12 protein-coding genes are annotated in these 14,645 nt (G+C 40.5%); 6 read left to right on the forward strand and 6 right to left on the reverse strand.

Features of this window, described 5'->3' with window-relative positions:
* Positions 1 to 566: 566 nt before the first annotated feature.
* From BM386_RS19255 to BM386_RS19270, 4 genes are all read left to right on the forward strand, one after another.
* Positions 567 to 983 (forward strand): hypothetical protein, encoded by a 417-nt coding sequence (locus tag BM386_RS19255; RefSeq protein ID WP_091697242.1) that lies wholly within the window; start codon positions 567 to 569, stop codon positions 981 to 983.
* A 288-nt stretch (positions 984 to 1,271) separates the two neighbouring features.
* A complete protein-coding gene (locus BM386_RS19260; RefSeq protein ID WP_091697244.1) occupies positions 1,272 to 2,360 on the forward strand; it encodes an efflux RND transporter periplasmic adaptor subunit in 1,089 nt (362 codons plus the stop codon).
* Between the two features lie 29 nt (positions 2,361 to 2,389).
* The gene (locus tag BM386_RS19265; protein WP_091697245.1) at positions 2,390 to 5,557 is read left to right on the forward strand and encodes an efflux RND transporter permease subunit; all 3,168 of its coding nucleotides are present in this window, start codon (positions 2,390 to 2,392) and stop codon (positions 5,555 to 5,557) included.
* Positions 5,550 to 6,986, forward strand: coding sequence for a TolC family protein (locus tag BM386_RS19270; protein WP_091697247.1), 1,437 nt, complete (start codon positions 5,550 to 5,552; stop codon positions 6,984 to 6,986). Before BM386_RS19265 ends, BM386_RS19270 begins: the two co-directional genes overlap by 8 nt.
* An 88-nt stretch (positions 6,987 to 7,074) precedes the next feature.
* On the opposite strand, the gene BM386_RS19275 is transcribed toward BM386_RS19270, so the two are convergent.
* From BM386_RS19275 to BM386_RS19285, 3 genes are all read right to left on the reverse strand, one after another.
* Entirely contained in the window at positions 7,075 to 8,187 is a 1,113-nt protein-coding gene (locus BM386_RS19275; protein ID WP_091697248.1) for a Fic family protein, read from the reverse strand.
* Between the two features lie 240 nt (positions 8,188 to 8,427).
* Positions 8,428 to 9,123: an ABC transporter ATP-binding protein gene (locus BM386_RS19280; RefSeq protein ID WP_091697250.1), complete on the reverse strand. Its 696-nt coding sequence runs from the start codon at positions 9,121 to 9,123 to the stop codon at positions 8,428 to 8,430.
* Positions 9,120 to 10,604 carry a DUF5687 family protein gene (locus BM386_RS19285; RefSeq protein WP_091697251.1) on the reverse strand — a complete coding sequence of 495 codons (1,485 nt, stop codon included), beginning with the start codon at positions 10,602 to 10,604 and terminating at the stop codon, positions 9,120 to 9,122. The genes BM386_RS19280 and BM386_RS19285 overlap by 4 nt, the downstream gene beginning before the upstream one ends.
* A 198-nt stretch (positions 10,605 to 10,802) precedes the next feature.
* Between BM386_RS19285 and BM386_RS19290 the strand changes: the two genes are divergently transcribed.
* Together BM386_RS19290 and BM386_RS19295 are read left to right on the forward strand one after the other, a co-directional pair.
* Positions 10,803 to 11,042, forward strand: a complete 240-nt coding sequence (locus BM386_RS19290) for a hypothetical protein (protein ID WP_091697253.1) — start codon at positions 10,803 to 10,805, stop codon at positions 11,040 to 11,042.
* Complete coding sequence (locus BM386_RS19295; RefSeq protein ID WP_091697255.1) at positions 11,029 to 11,367, forward strand: type II toxin-antitoxin system PemK/MazF family toxin; 339 nt, start codon at positions 11,029 to 11,031, stop codon at positions 11,365 to 11,367. Before BM386_RS19290 ends, BM386_RS19295 begins: the two co-directional genes overlap by 14 nt.
* A 107-nt stretch (positions 11,368 to 11,474) precedes the next feature.
* Here BM386_RS19295 and BM386_RS19300 read toward each other — a convergent pair whose 3' ends face one another.
* Genes BM386_RS19300 through BM386_RS19310 form a run of 3 tightly spaced genes read right to left on the reverse strand, consistent with a single transcriptional unit; the run spans position 11,475 to position 14,580 of the window.
* Complete coding sequence (locus BM386_RS19300) at positions 11,475 to 12,440, reverse strand: ABC transporter ATP-binding protein (RefSeq protein WP_091697256.1); 966 nt, start codon at positions 12,438 to 12,440, stop codon at positions 11,475 to 11,477.
* A gap of 3 nt (positions 12,441 to 12,443) precedes the next feature.
* Positions 12,444 to 13,475 carry an iron ABC transporter permease gene (locus BM386_RS19305; RefSeq protein ID WP_091697258.1) on the reverse strand — a complete coding sequence of 344 codons (1,032 nt, stop codon included), beginning with the start codon at positions 13,473 to 13,475 and terminating at the stop codon, positions 12,444 to 12,446.
* Positions 13,462 to 14,580, reverse strand: a complete 1,119-nt coding sequence (locus BM386_RS19310; protein ID WP_244545570.1) for an ABC transporter substrate-binding protein — start codon at positions 14,578 to 14,580, stop codon at positions 13,462 to 13,464. Before BM386_RS19310 ends, BM386_RS19305 begins: the two co-directional genes overlap by 14 nt.
* Between the last annotated feature and the right edge of the window lie 65 nt (positions 14,581 to 14,645).

The raw sequence follows: 14,645 nt of genomic DNA on the forward strand, positions 1-14,645 counted from the left end.
AAATTCTCTATATTTTGTGACTAGGATTCAATATCACTAATGTAAAAAAAATCTTCTTTGATTAAGGGGTAACCAACTAAATAATAGAAGAAATTCAATATTTTTTTTCATTTAAATAATCTTACCAAAATATAAGAGACACGCTATCATCACATTGAAAGGTATTTAATGCCACAAAAACCAATGAGTTGTAGCTAAATACCAAAACTCTATCCCCCAACAGTATTCAACACCAGCCATTTCTTGTCTGCAAACCGATAGGTTAGTAAAAATCTTCAAATAAACGGTATCCGACATTTTTTTCACCTAAGATTTAGTGTGAATACCATTAAAAATTCATCCTTAGCGTTTCTCAAATTAAAAATACATTTGGAAACTGAATCTGTCAAAATAAATCAAACTCTAAAAAAACTAAAAATCTATTCACTTGGTTTAAGCTGATGTAGTTAAAAGTATTGCAATAGGTCACCATTTATTCTATTGAAAAATCTTAAGAGAGTGGTCGAAAGAATATTTACTTCACTCCACTTGACAATCACCAATGTCCTACATAAGTTTGTGACCAAATGGCAAAGTATCTAGTTAGATTCTTATTATCGTTAAGTATTCTCATATCAAGTGGGTATAGTGCAATCTATGCCAGTGTTGATACTGATAATGCTATCGATGGCTACGAAGGCTCTTTTGAGACAGTTGTAGGAATCAACAATACTCAGCAACATCCTCTCTCTTTTTCCGCTTCCAAGGAGCACGGTACTAGCATTTTTACTGTCAACAATTCGAAAGTCGAAGAAGAAGAAAAAGAAGATGAGTTTGTCACAAATCATGATTTTTTAGATAGCGCGCACTTTAGCGCAATTTTCTTTACCCGGATTTTTGGTTTTCTTTTCCAAGACTTTTCACACGACTTGCATTTCAGCAAGTTTATTCCAAATACAGGTGAACTTCGTAAACATGTAGTCATCCAGGTATTTAGAATATAATACTACTTTTTTGAGGCAGAAAAACACTTTTGCCTAGAACTCCCCTTTTCTTATTTAACCCCTAGAAGCATTAGCTAAAGAGCTCTTGATGCTCAACGGGTTCCGTGTATTTTCCTATACACAACTACCCAAAATCACCCGGAAAAAGATATCGTTTTTATTAAATCATCCTTTGAAATCGAGTATGCCTCAATGATCCTACACTAGTATGATTTTGAGCCATGCGAAATTCTCCCGAAGAAAAATCGGGCCAGGCTTTAAGGCCTTTTAAAGACAAATTAAATTCATATGAAAAATCAAATTCTCATGCTCTTGAGCCTGTGCGGTACCTTGTGGATCACAAGCTGTAACTCACATGGAGAAGAACATCACGAAGAGGAAGCCACCTTTCAGGTAACTAGTCCTCTCACCATGGATACATTGATCACCAAAGATTACGTATCCCAAATACATTCTATACAACATATCGAGCTACGCGCTCAGGAAAGAGGCTACCTTCAAAAGATCTATGTAGATGAAGGTCAATTTGTAAAAAAAGGCCAGATCATGTTTAAAATCATGCCTAAGCTGTATGAAGCAGAGCAGCAAAGTGCTGCTGCAGAAGTAGATTTTGCAGAGATCGAATATCAAAACACCAAAACGCTCGCAGATAGAAATATTGTTGCGCCAAATGAGCTGGCTATGGCAAAGGCTAAATTGGCCAAGGCAAAAGCAGAGCTTGCTCTTGCTGAAGTTCACTTACAATTCACTGAGATCCGAGCACCATTTGATGGCATCATTGGGCGGTTCTTAGTAAGGGAAGGTAGCCTTTTAGATGAAGGCGAATTACTATCTGAGTTTTCGGACAACAGCAAAATGTGGGTTTACTACAATGTGCCTGAAGCAGAATACCTAGAATATAAAGCTGAAGTAAAAAGTGATGATGATGTCATTGTGAACCTACTACTGGCAAACAACAAATACTTCAAATATCCTGGTGTAGTGGAAACTATTGAAGCAGACTTCAATAATGAAACTGGCAACATCGCATTCAGAGCAACATTTCCTAATCCAGATGGTCTGTTAAGACATGGGGAAACTGGCAATGTTGAAATGAGCATTCCATTGAAGGATGCCTTATTGATTCCTCAGAAAACAACATTCGAAGTTTTGGAGAAAAAGTATGTCTATGTAGTGGATGAAGAAAATAAAATCCGCTCCAGAGAAGTAACCATTGCAGCCGAAATACCTCACATCTATGTGATTTCGGCAGGTTTGGAGAAGGGTGACAAAATCCTTCTGGAAGGTTTGCGTCTGGTAAGAGAAAACGAGGAGATACACTATGATTTTGTAGATCCGCACACAGCATTGTCTCAGTTAGACTTATATGCAGAGTAGTCAAATCTCTCATAAAACCAGAAACCACAATGTTTAGCACATTCATAAAAAGACCAGTCCTCGCGATAGTCATATCGATTATTATTGTATTTATAGGCTCGCTATCCATCAAGCAACTACCTATATCTCAGTTCCCTCCTATTGCCCCTACTACGGTAAGTATTTTCATAGCCTTCCCAGGTTCAAGTGCCGATGTACTTGTGAAGTCCACCTTGATTACGTTGGAAAACGCAATCAACGGTGTGCAGGATATGAGGTACATGGCAACCGATGCTACCAGTGCAGGTGAAGCTACGATCAACATCATCTTCGAACCGGGCACGGACCCCAATCAGGCTGTAATACGTGTGAAGACGAGGGTGGATCAGGTAATGCCTCTTCTACCCGAACTTGTACAACGGGAAGGTGTGGTAATCACTCCTATACAGCCGAGTATGTTGATGTATGTCAACCTGTATTCCAAGAGCGAAAACATGGATGAAAAATTCCTGTACAATTACGCCAACGTGAATATGATCCCTGAAATCAACAGGATCAAAGGGGTAGCACGATCTCAAATATTAGGTAGCCGTACTTACGCGATGCGTGTATGGCTGAATCCTGATCGTATGCGAGCTTACAATATCTCAGTAGATGAGGTAATGGAAGCCATGCAAGAGCAGAGTATCGTAGGCCGCCCGGGCAGAATCGGACAAAGCTCTGGTATTGAAGCACAATCGCTGGAATATGTATTGACCTACAAAGGCCGATTCAGTAAGCCTGAAGAGTATGATAACATCATCATCAGAGCTAATTCCGATGGTGAAAGTATACACTTGAAGGATATAGCCAGAACAGAATTAGGCAGTGAATTCTTTGATATTTACTCTAATCTGGATGGAAATCCATCTGCGGCGATTGTATTGAAGCAAAACTATGGTAGTAATGCCAGTGATGTAATCGAAGAGGTAAAAGCACAACTGGAAACGATGAAAGCTTCATTTCCTCCGGGAATGGATTACAGCATCAGTTATGACGTATCCCGATTCTTGGATGCATCTACCGAACAGGTAATTCATACGTTGCGGGATGCATTTATCCTAGTGGCGTTAGTTGTATTTGTCTTCTTGGGCGACTGGCGATCGACATTGATTCCGATCATTGCCGTGCCAGTATCGCTGATAGGTGCCTTCTTCGTGCTACAGTTATTTGGACTCTCGATCAACATCATCACGCTTTTTGCCTTAGTACTTGCTATTGGTATTGTGGTCGATGATGCGATTGTAGTGGTGGAAGCGGTCCATGCCAAGATGGAGGAAATGCCTCATCTATCTCCTTATCAAGCTGTAAAAAGAGTACTTGGTGAAATTTCAGGTGCGATCATCGCCATCACCGCGGTAATGGTTTCGGTATTCTTGCCTATCTCCTTTATGAGTGGACCAGTGGGTACTTTCTACCGGCAGTTCTCCATTACTATGGCCAGTTCAATTGTGATTTCTGCGATCATTGCCTTGACGCTGACACCTGTTCTTTGCGCTATGCTGTTGAAAAATCACCATGGAAAAGAGAAGAAGAGAAATATCCTAACCAAAGCATTGGACGGATTCAACAGTGGTTTTGATAAGCTGACTGGCAAATATGTACAGTTGCTTAGATCCATGGTAAGCCGCAGATGGCTCACATTTGGCATTCTGCTACTATTTGGAGCTGGTATTGTTTTCGAAAATGAGATCTTACCTGCAGGCTTTATCCCAAGTGAGGATCAGGGAACCATCTATGCTATTATCCAAACCCCTCCTGGATCTACTCTTGAGCGTACAAATCAGGTTTCTCAGAAACTTCAAAAAATATGTGAGGAAATCGATGGTGTTGAATCAGTTTCATCATTGGCAGGATATGAGATCATGACAGAAGGTCGTGGTTCCAATGCTGGTACCTGTTTGATCAACTTGAAGCCTTGGGGAGATCGTAAGCATACGGTGAAGGAGATCATGGAGGAATTGGAAGAAGAATCAAAAGGCCTTGGTGCCGTCGTGGAATTCTTCGAACCACCTGCTATTCCTGGTTTTGGTTCATCCGGAGGTTTCTCCTTACGACTATTGGACAAGACTACTACAACTGATTATCAGGACTTTGACAAGATCAATCAGAAGTTCATGGATGATCTTAGTGCACGTCCTGAAATTACCGGCTTGTTTACCTTCTTCGCTGCCAACTATCCTCAATATGAATTAGAAATAGATAATGATAAGGCGATGCAAAAAGGCGTTTCTATCGGAGATGCCATGGAAAACCTGAACATTCTTATCGGTAGCACCTACGAGCAGGGCTTCATACGGTTTGGTAGATTCTTCAAAGTATATGTGCAATCAGATCCATCGTTTAGAAGACTTCCTTCAGATGTCTTGAACCTCTTTGTGAAGAATGAAGCCGGTGAAATGGTTCCTTACTCAGCTTTCATGACAATGAAGAAAACTCAGGGGCCTAATGAGGTAACTCGTTTCAATATGTACAATTCCTCATCTATCCGGGGCCTTCCGGCTGAAGGATATACCACAGCTGATGCGATACAGGCGATCACAGAAGTCTCTGCGCAAACATTACCTAAAGGATATGACATTGCCTGGGAAGGACTTTCCTATGACGAATCCAACAGAGGAAATGAAGCGCTTTATGTATTCCTAATAGTACTGGTGTTCGTGTACTTTGTACTGGCAGCGCAATATGAAAGCTTTATCATTCCGCTTGCCGTAGTGTTCTCGCTCCCGGCCGGGGTATTCGGTTCCTTCTTCTTACTGAAGATGATGGGGCTTGATAATGATATTTATGCTCAGATTGGTCTGATCATGTTGGTTGGTCTTTTAGGTAAAAATGCCGTGTTGATTGTGGAATTTGCCGTACAGAAACGACAGGAAGGATTAAGCATATTGGAAGCAGCCATCGAAGGCGCCAAAGTTCGTTTCCGACCTATTCTGATGACTTCATTTGCCTTTATCGCAGGTTTGATTCCATTGATAGTTGCTTCAGGTGCAGGTGCAATTGGTAACCATACTATAGGTGCATCAGCGCTTGGTGGTATGCTATTCGGGACCATTTTCGGGGTAATCATAGTACCTGGCTTGTACTTCATATTTGGAAATTTGGCAGATGGTCGACACCTGATCAAAAATGAAGATGAATCTCCCCTTTCCGAACAAAAACAACACTCACATGCTTAAGAGAACCATATATATATGCCTGGGAACCGCATCTCTAATACTAGCTGTATCTAGTTGCAAAACTCCGGAGCTAATACAAAAAGACGTAAATAACGTAACACCTGAGAGCTATAATGGCTCTCAGGATACTACAAATACTGCTGCTGAGGTCACTTGGCAAGAGTATTTCACTGATCCAAATCTCAAAGCCCTGATCGACACTGCTTTGAGCAACAATCAGGAATTGAATATCACTTTGCAGGAAATTCAGATCGCGCAAAACGAAGTAAGAGTTCGTAAAGGTGAAATCTTGCCTTCTGTGAATATAGGCGCAGCGGCAGGTGTGGACAAAGTGGGTAGATACACTAGCCAAGGTGCTAATGATGCCAATACAGACATCAAGCCGGGTAAAGAAATCCCTGATCCTCTTCAAGATTATATGCTGGGAGCATTTGCTACCTGGGAAGTCGATATTTGGCACAAACTTAGAAATGCTAAAAAATCAGCATTGACCAGATATTTGGCAAGTGTGGAAGGCAAAAACTTCATGGTGACCAATCTGATTTCGGAGATAGCCAATTCCTATTATGAGTTACTAGCACTGGACAATGAACTTGCTATCGTTAAGCAAAACATTGAAATTCAAAACAATGCCTTTGAGATCGTAAAATATCAGAAAGATGCTGCTAGAGTGACGGAATTGGCTGTTCGTAGATTTCAAGCACAAGTTCTGAACACCAAAAGCCTTCAATACGGCATAGAGCAGGAAATCATAGAAGCCGAAAATAGAATTAACTTCCTAGTAGGCAGATTCCCTCAGAAAGTAGAACGAAATTCTGCAGTTTTTGCTGACTTGATTCCTGACACTATCCATGAGGGCATACCTTCTCAGCTTTTGGCAAACCGACCTGACATCAGACAAGCTGAACTTGAATTGGCAGCGTCCAAGATTGACATTCAAGTAGCTAAAGCTGACTTCTACCCTTCCCTGGAGATCAGTGCAGGCCTTGGATTCAATGCATTTAACCCTAGCTATCTATTTAATACGCCACAGTCATTGATTTATTCATTAGCTGGAGAGCTAGTGGCTCCACTGATAAACAGGAATGCGATCAAGGCAAGGTATTTAACTGCTAATTCCAAGCAGATCCAAGCTATCTACAACTACGAGCAAACGATATTGAATGCTTATGTAGAAGTGGCAAACCAGCTTTCAAACATCAAAAACTTAGAGCAAACCTATGACTTAAAGTCGCAGGAAGTAGATGCGCTCAATCAGTCAGTAGATATTTCCAATGAGCTATTCAACTCTGCAAGAGCTGACTACATGGAGGTTTTATTGACGCAGCGAGATGCCCTAGAATCCAAATTTGAATTGATCGAGACAAAAATGAAACAAATGAATGCCACCGTAAATATTTACCAAGCTCTTGGTGGTGGATGGAAATAAAATTGGTTGATTAAAGGTTGAACGTCTATCCACTTAATGGTGTGGATAGCAATTTCAAAAGTCCCTCTGAACGTTCGGAGGGACTTTTTTAATCTCCTAAAATCCTGACTAGTTCTTCATTCACGTAATACACTTCCTTTCCGTCTTTTTTCGGAAACAGAATCTTTGCTTCGATCAACTCTGAAAAATATTTCGTCAAAGTCGTTCTTGAACTAACTCCCATCAACTCGCCAAGTGTCTTGGATTTGAGATAAGGTTGTGAAAAAATCAGCTCATTGACTTCTTTAGAATACCATTTGATTTTTGCCTTTCCATGGGCTAAAGTAGCTTCCATCTGAACAATTATCTGACGGATCAAATCCTCAGTCAAAATCGAAGTCTTCTCCACAGCTTCCAGCATATACAAGATCCAGGACTTCCAATCGCCGCGCTGTGTAACTGCCCCAAGGTGATAGTAATAGTCTTCCTTGTGGACGATAATGTATTTGGATAGATACAGCACAGGAAGATCAAGAAGGTTTCTATTCACAAGATAAAGTTGGTTCAAAATCCTGCCAGTCCTTCCATTTCCATCTGCAAAGGGGTGAATGGCCTCAAATTGATAATGAGAAATGCACATTTTCAGAAGAGGATCTGTCGGAAAACCCTCGTCATCACTCAGGTATTCTATCCAGTTTCCTACAAAATCCTGAAGCAATTGCTCTCCTCTTGGCGGAGTATAAATCGTCTCACCAGACCGAAATTCACTGTTTCCTCTCTTAATGATAGTTTGTGTGGCAGGTGACCGAAAACCAGCACTTGTATCCTTCACTTCTCGAAATACCCCCAAGATCACATCCTGGTTAATACTACTTTTACCTTTCATCGTTGTGTATCCTTCCCAAAGTGCCTCTCGATATCGTAACACTTCCTTGGTTGCAGAATCCGCTCTTTCCTCCTGAATCAAGTCAGAAACGGCCTTGTACAACTCATCTTCTGTGGTAAAAATATTTTCAATCGCAGTAGAACTTTTTGCTTCCTGAAGTGCAATCGTGTTCACTAGCATGGTTGGATTTGGCAAGCGAAGAACACTTGCATTCACCGAAGCCAGAGCTCGTGATGCCGTGACCAATTTTTTCAAGATTGCGATATCTTCCTCTACTGCCTTGGAAGGTGGAAGTAGAGGCAAATCATTATAAGGCAAATTCCGGTCGTAGGGCATAGGACTAAAAGTTTCTCATGTCCAAATTTATTAAAAATATAAACACAAACCCAAGAATATGTCCATATTTCTCAAAATATTGGACACATGGCTAAAACATGTTCACCAAATGGACACATTTTGACAACATGTCCATATTTATAAATAAAATGGACACGTTAGCTAAACATGTCCAGCAAAAGTGGATTTCCCTATCTTATGTTCATTTTACAGGAAACAATGGACACATAAGACTCTTTCTCACCCTGTGAAATAAGCATCCAACTCAGCTAGCATCGCAGATTTATCCCTCAGATCATTGATAATCTTCCCTTTCTCTAGTAGCACGATGCGATCACAGATCTCTGTCACGTGGGTAAGGTCATGACTGGATATCAAAAAAGTAACCTGAGAACCTTGTTTCTCCTGAAGAATCAATTTCTTCAATCGGATCTGAGAACTTGGATCTAAATTCTCAAAAGGTTCATCCAGAAAAACTACTTCTGGATTACCCATTAGTGCTGCTGCGATTCCTACTTTTTTCAGATTACCCTTCGAGAGATCACGGATGTACTTCTTTTTCCCAACTATCTCATCATTGAATAGCTCGGTAAACTTGCTCAAGTGAAGTTGCAAATCAGCCTCGGAAAGTCCATAGATTTTGCGAAGCGTCTGAAAATACTCATCCGCAGTCAGGTAAGACAACAACATGTGCTCGTCCAAATATGCGCCTGTGGTTCTTTTCCATTCTTCAGTTTTGCTCACATCCCTAGAATCGATTTCCACTTTGCCCTGCGAAGCACGGACAAGATCGAGCATAATCCTAAATAAGGTCGTTTTCCCTGCACCATTGTTTCCCACCAAACCAAAACATTCTGATTTTGGAATATCGAGTCTCTCAACATCGAGTACAACTACTTCTTTGTATTGTTTTTTAAGGTCTGTAACTTGGATCATAACTCTTGACGGAATGAAGATGAAATTTCGTATCGGTTGTCTAAAACCCGATTAATATTAATAGTTGAAAGCTTATTGAAGAAAATAATCCCTATGATACCCACAGTGCTCAGCGCTGCCAATCCAGCATAGAAATTAAACAGCATTGCAAATGGCAAATAAATCAAATAGGGTGCGACCATCATAGGTATAATCATCAAAAACTGAGCTGCTCCAACTCCCTCATAATTGAACATTGCACCCTTATTGAGATCCATAGGTTTTGGTTTCCAAAGAGCCAGGTAAATGATCAAATGAATCATAATCCCAGCATTAAACAGGAAAGTAGCTAGGTGAATCAATAGAAACGACCATCCATAATAGACATAGGGAATAGACAGCAAAAAACACAATAAGGAGATGGATAACAGGAGTAGATATTTACCTCTCACCAAATTTTTCACTCCATCTCGTCGGCTAAGGAAAAAATCAAAATAACCAGAGTTCCAACTTAAGAAAAGCTGCCCATACTGAATCATAAAAATTCCTGTAATAAATACACCGACGAAAATAAAGATGTTCTGCATTGGACCATCTTGATATTCTGGATTATCGTAGAAAATGGTTCCGTAAAGCAAGAAAAACGCACTTAGCATCAAAAAGGTACGGCTCTTTTTATGTCGGATTATCAGCTTCCATTCTAAGTCCGCAAGCTCCCCGGCCATTCCGAATCTGGAAAAGAATCCAACCGATTGATTCACAAATCGAACCTCTTCCTCTTTGGCCAAATCTTCCAAATAGGCATTATTGAGATAGTAAGAGAATGCCATGTAATACCCTACAAAACATAAAATCAACATGATCGCCAATGGTAAAAAACTACTCATGGCGAATGTGAAAAATGGCGCGACAAGCTCACCTAGGTTAAACCAACCCATATAAGTAGAGCCTCCACCCAAGAGTAATACTATAAATACGATAATAACTCCGATCAAACTATCTTCAAATCGCTGCTTGAACCAAAGCATAAACCAATGCAAGGTCCAGCTGATAAACAGGAGAGTTCCCAACCAGGATATGGCTCCTGCAACTACATATTGAATGGAAATCTCTGTGAACGCAAAGGGAGCAAACAGTATCAATGCAATAATGCTTAACGGTGAGAAAAACGATCTCCCAAGTAGCATATGCATTATTTTCTTTTTGGAAATTGGCAGATGAAGCAGGCTTTCAAGCTCTATTACAGGAAGTTTCTGCAGAAAATATCTGTACATAAATTCCACCAGAAAAAAGAAAATTAAGCCTGAATTCAGAACCTCAATAGGATCCTGTCCTTCAGCCAGTTCACCTAAAATCCTTCCCAAGAATATCCCTGCCAATAGTAAATATCCTAGTAGCATAATGGCCAGAAAACCAAGGAAAATGGCAACCATTACGCTTTTGGCAAAGGATGTAGATCGGAAACTTTTTAGGAATTCCAGTCGGATCAGTTCAAATAACATATAAGTTCAAAAGTAAGTCGGGGTTTAATTTCAACTCAAAATATAGGCAAAAGATCCTTCAATCATACCCCCATTGTGTAATTAATAGGTAAGTGTGAGATTTGCAGGAGGTTTTTAATGTAAGGCGATTTTGAAAATTGACTCATCATAAATGAACTTTCAGAAAAAAGTATATATTTATAGTATATACTCGGAAATATGAAAACGCTCTCTTTAAAACTAGACAAAGAAATCTTCGAAGAAACGGAGGCAATCATTAAGGATAGAAAAGTTGCCAGAAATAGGTATATCAATCAGGCTCTTGAATTTTACAACAACTATCAAAAGCGCAAAAAACTAAGTAGCGAATTTGCGTTCGCTTCTAAACTATCAAAAGAAAGTTCAACTGAAATCATCGCTGAATTTGATGCTTTAATCGAGGAAGATGAAGCAATATGAAATCTGGCTTGCGAACTTAAACCCCTCAAAAGGAACTGAGCCAGGTAAGATTCGCACAGTGGTAGTCATTCAAACAAATCTCCTCAATCAGGTTGATCACCCTTCCACTTTAGTTTGCCCTCTTACGACAAAACTTACTCTAAAGAGAAATATTCTTCGAACCCGTATTTCTGAAGGGAAATATGGTTTAGAAAAAAACTCTGAGATTCTTATTGATCAAGTCAGAGCATTGGATAATCGAAGATTTTTAGAAAGGATTGGTAGTCTAGGCCAACAGGAGATTGCTGAACTCAGAAGTAAGGTAAAGGCTATTTTGGACTTTTAGATTAATTTAGGAAGCGGTTAGTATCCGATACTTCGAAATTCATCATTGGGCATTCATCATTCGAAATTTTAAGAAAAAATTAAACCTTCGAGGTCAAAAAAAAGACCTCAAAGATTAGCCACAATAAACTCCTCAACCCGGCTATAAACTACTCCTTTATAACTTATAGAAAATGGATCCTCACTTACTTCTATTGTTCCGGACAATTCCTTGATTCCAGCTTTTTCAAGAGCTTTTGAAATCCAAGAAACCAGAATTTTGGGACCGGAAATTTCAATTTTCAGCTCTTCATTCTTAGATTCGATCCTTCCCTTTTCCACACTAAAATGGAATTTCTTTCCAGGCAATAATTGATTGATTTGGCCTGAAATCACCAAATCCTCCGGCAAACCAGAAATCAGTGGAGTTCCACAATTTAATAACCAAAATCGATCGGCAGTCTCCAATGCGATTTCCAAGTCATGGGTTACGACGAGGATGGACTTTCCTTGAGTCTTTGCGATTTCACGGAGCAAATGCATGATTTCGTAGCGATTCACCAGATCCAAATGTGCGGTAGGTTCATCCAATACCATTACTTTTCCATCCTGAGCCAGCGCTCGAGCTATTAACGCTTTTTGTCGCTGACCATCACTGATTTCAGAAAGTCTTTCATCACGTAAGTATTCTATTTTCGTAGCTGCAAGTGCATTTTGAACGACTTGCTTATCCTTTTCCTCCAGCTTTCCTGTCCAACCTGTATGGGGAATTCTACCCATAGCTACCAATTGCCCTACGGTCATATTTCCCGGCAAAAATGGCTCAGTCAAAACCACTGAAAGTTCTTTTGCTAATTCCTCATTTGAATACTCAGAAATAGGTTTTCTATGGAGCAAAACTTCACCACGGAAAGGCTTCAATTGACCTAAAACAGCCTTCACAAGAGTTGATTTCCCTACTCCATTTGGGCCAAGCAAACAGGTCAATTCGCCGGAAAAAAGCTCAAAATCAAGTCCATTCAGAATCTCCTTCCTTATTCTTCCTTTAGCATATCCAAGGCTAAGATTTCTACCGATGATTGATGCTTTCCCCATAGCCTAGAATTCTTTACTGAAATTTTTGCGAAGCACCAAACCGATCACTATTGGAGCTCCTACGAGCGAAGTCACGGCATTTATCGGTAACGTCTGTGCGGAACCAGGAAGCTGACCCACAGCATCACATAAAAGCAACAAACTTGCTCCTATCAAAGCTGAAGCTGGAAACAGGATTCTATGGTCAGAGGTTTTCCAGACAATTCTAGCCAAATGTGGCACAGCAATCCCTATAAAAGCAATCGGTCCGCAAAATGCAGTAACACTTCCAGCCAACAAACCTGTGCTGAGAATCATCAACCATCGCAAGCGGTCAGGGTTAATCCCCATACTTTTTGCATAGCTCTCGCCCAGCAGCATTCCATTATAAGATTTGACTGAGGCGATCACGGGTACGATTCCGATAACAATCACCAAACCTAACACCCAAACCTGATCCCAAACCAATCCGCCTAGACTTCCCATGGACCAAATGGTAAAAAGCTTCAATGCTTCCGCTCCTGAAAAATAAGAAAGAACAGATATCACAGCCGAAACTGCCGATCCAAACATCAATCCCACAATCAAAAGCGTCATACTGTCTTTCACTTTCCAAGCAACTAAACTCACGGACAGCAATACCAAACTAGCACCCAACGTCCCTGCAATGGCGATAGCCCAAGGATTAATCGCCCCACCAAAAGCAGCTAGTCCAAAAGCAGAACCAGCAAGCATCAAAATCGCCACCCCAAGCCCCGCGCCTGAACTAATCCCCAATACAAACGGTCCTGCTAATGGATTCCTGAAAAAAGTCTGCATCTGCAAACCACTGATGCTGAGTCCTATTCCTGCAAGAATTGCGACCAGAGCTTTTGGAATTCTGTAGTTCAAAATAATCTGCTCACGTGACGCCTTAGTCCATTCTCCAGTGAAAATCCCATTCAGAATTTCGCTTGATGAAATAGACACGGATCCCAAACTGACATTTAGTAGAAAACTGAAAAGCAGCAGAACCAACGCGGCCGAGAGAAGAAGAAATGGACTATTTTTTTGCATGGAGTTGTTGATAAAAATACAACTCATACGCTGGAAGTAAATCAGGATGAAGGATTTTGATCAAATCTTTTAGAATCAAATCCGGTCGCATGTAGCCCAACTCAAAATACTCCAACCCTCCTGCTCTACCTCTTTTCTGGGTATAAGAGAACACATTTCCAGATTTAAATGAATTAAAGGCTTTGTACCGAGGCTCTGCATTCCCCATAGTTTCCAAGTCTTGAAAATCAGCGGATCCTATCCAGAAATCAGCTTCCAGTGCATTTTCAAGCACATATTCATAATTCAACTGTGCAGAGCCGGTTCCTTTTTGATGGGAGAAAATATAGTCGCCACCAGCATTTTGTAGGATCTTCGCCCCCCAACTTTCACTTCCTGGGGCATACCAAATATCCTGATAAAGCACCCCGCTCAGCACAGTAGGCCGAAGCGAATCAACAATCGAATCACTCAGTTTCTCAGCTTCCAAATAGTCTTTTTCCACCTGCTCAAAAGCTATTTTCGATTCCTCATATTTCCCTAACATCACCCCTGTAAACTTAATCCACTCAGCTCTTCCTAGCGGATGCTGCTCCACATATTCTCCATTGATTACTGCGGGAATCTCGGCTTGAGCCAGTAAATCCAAGTACTTCAGATCATCTCCCAGCGTAGAAATCATGATCCAATCCGGAGCCAAATCAATCACCATTTCTGTATTTGCTGAAGGTCCAGCTCCTAATTCAACCACTTTTCCAGCATCAATATGTTGCCAAGTTTTGTCTGAAGAAATCAAATTCAGATTTGGAAAACCAATCAACTTTTCAGTGCTGTTCAACATGTCTAAATGCGGAATATGAGTAGTCGAAGTCAGGATGACTTTTTCTACCGGGAGCTGAATGATTGCATCGAATTCTCCGGCAGGTTTTTCAGCATTTTCTTTCAAAACCAAATAGGAAAAAATTCTATCTGCACCAGTCCATGGCTGAGTCACTTCTACCTTCCAAAAGTTTTCACCTTTAAAAATAGTAAAGCCAGACGCATAGCTTATGTCTAATTTTTCTAGCGTGTCTTCACTCTTGCCCACTTTCTCTTTACACCCTGAAAAAGAGATGATTACGGACAAAAATAGTAAAGAAAAAAAGAAACTAATTCGATGGTTTTTCACAGAAATAATTGGAGATATTGAAG

The organism is Algoriphagus locisalis, from assembly GCF_900116615.1.
GTDB classification, from domain to species: Bacteria; Bacteroidota; Bacteroidia; order Cytophagales; family Cyclobacteriaceae; genus Algoriphagus; species Algoriphagus locisalis.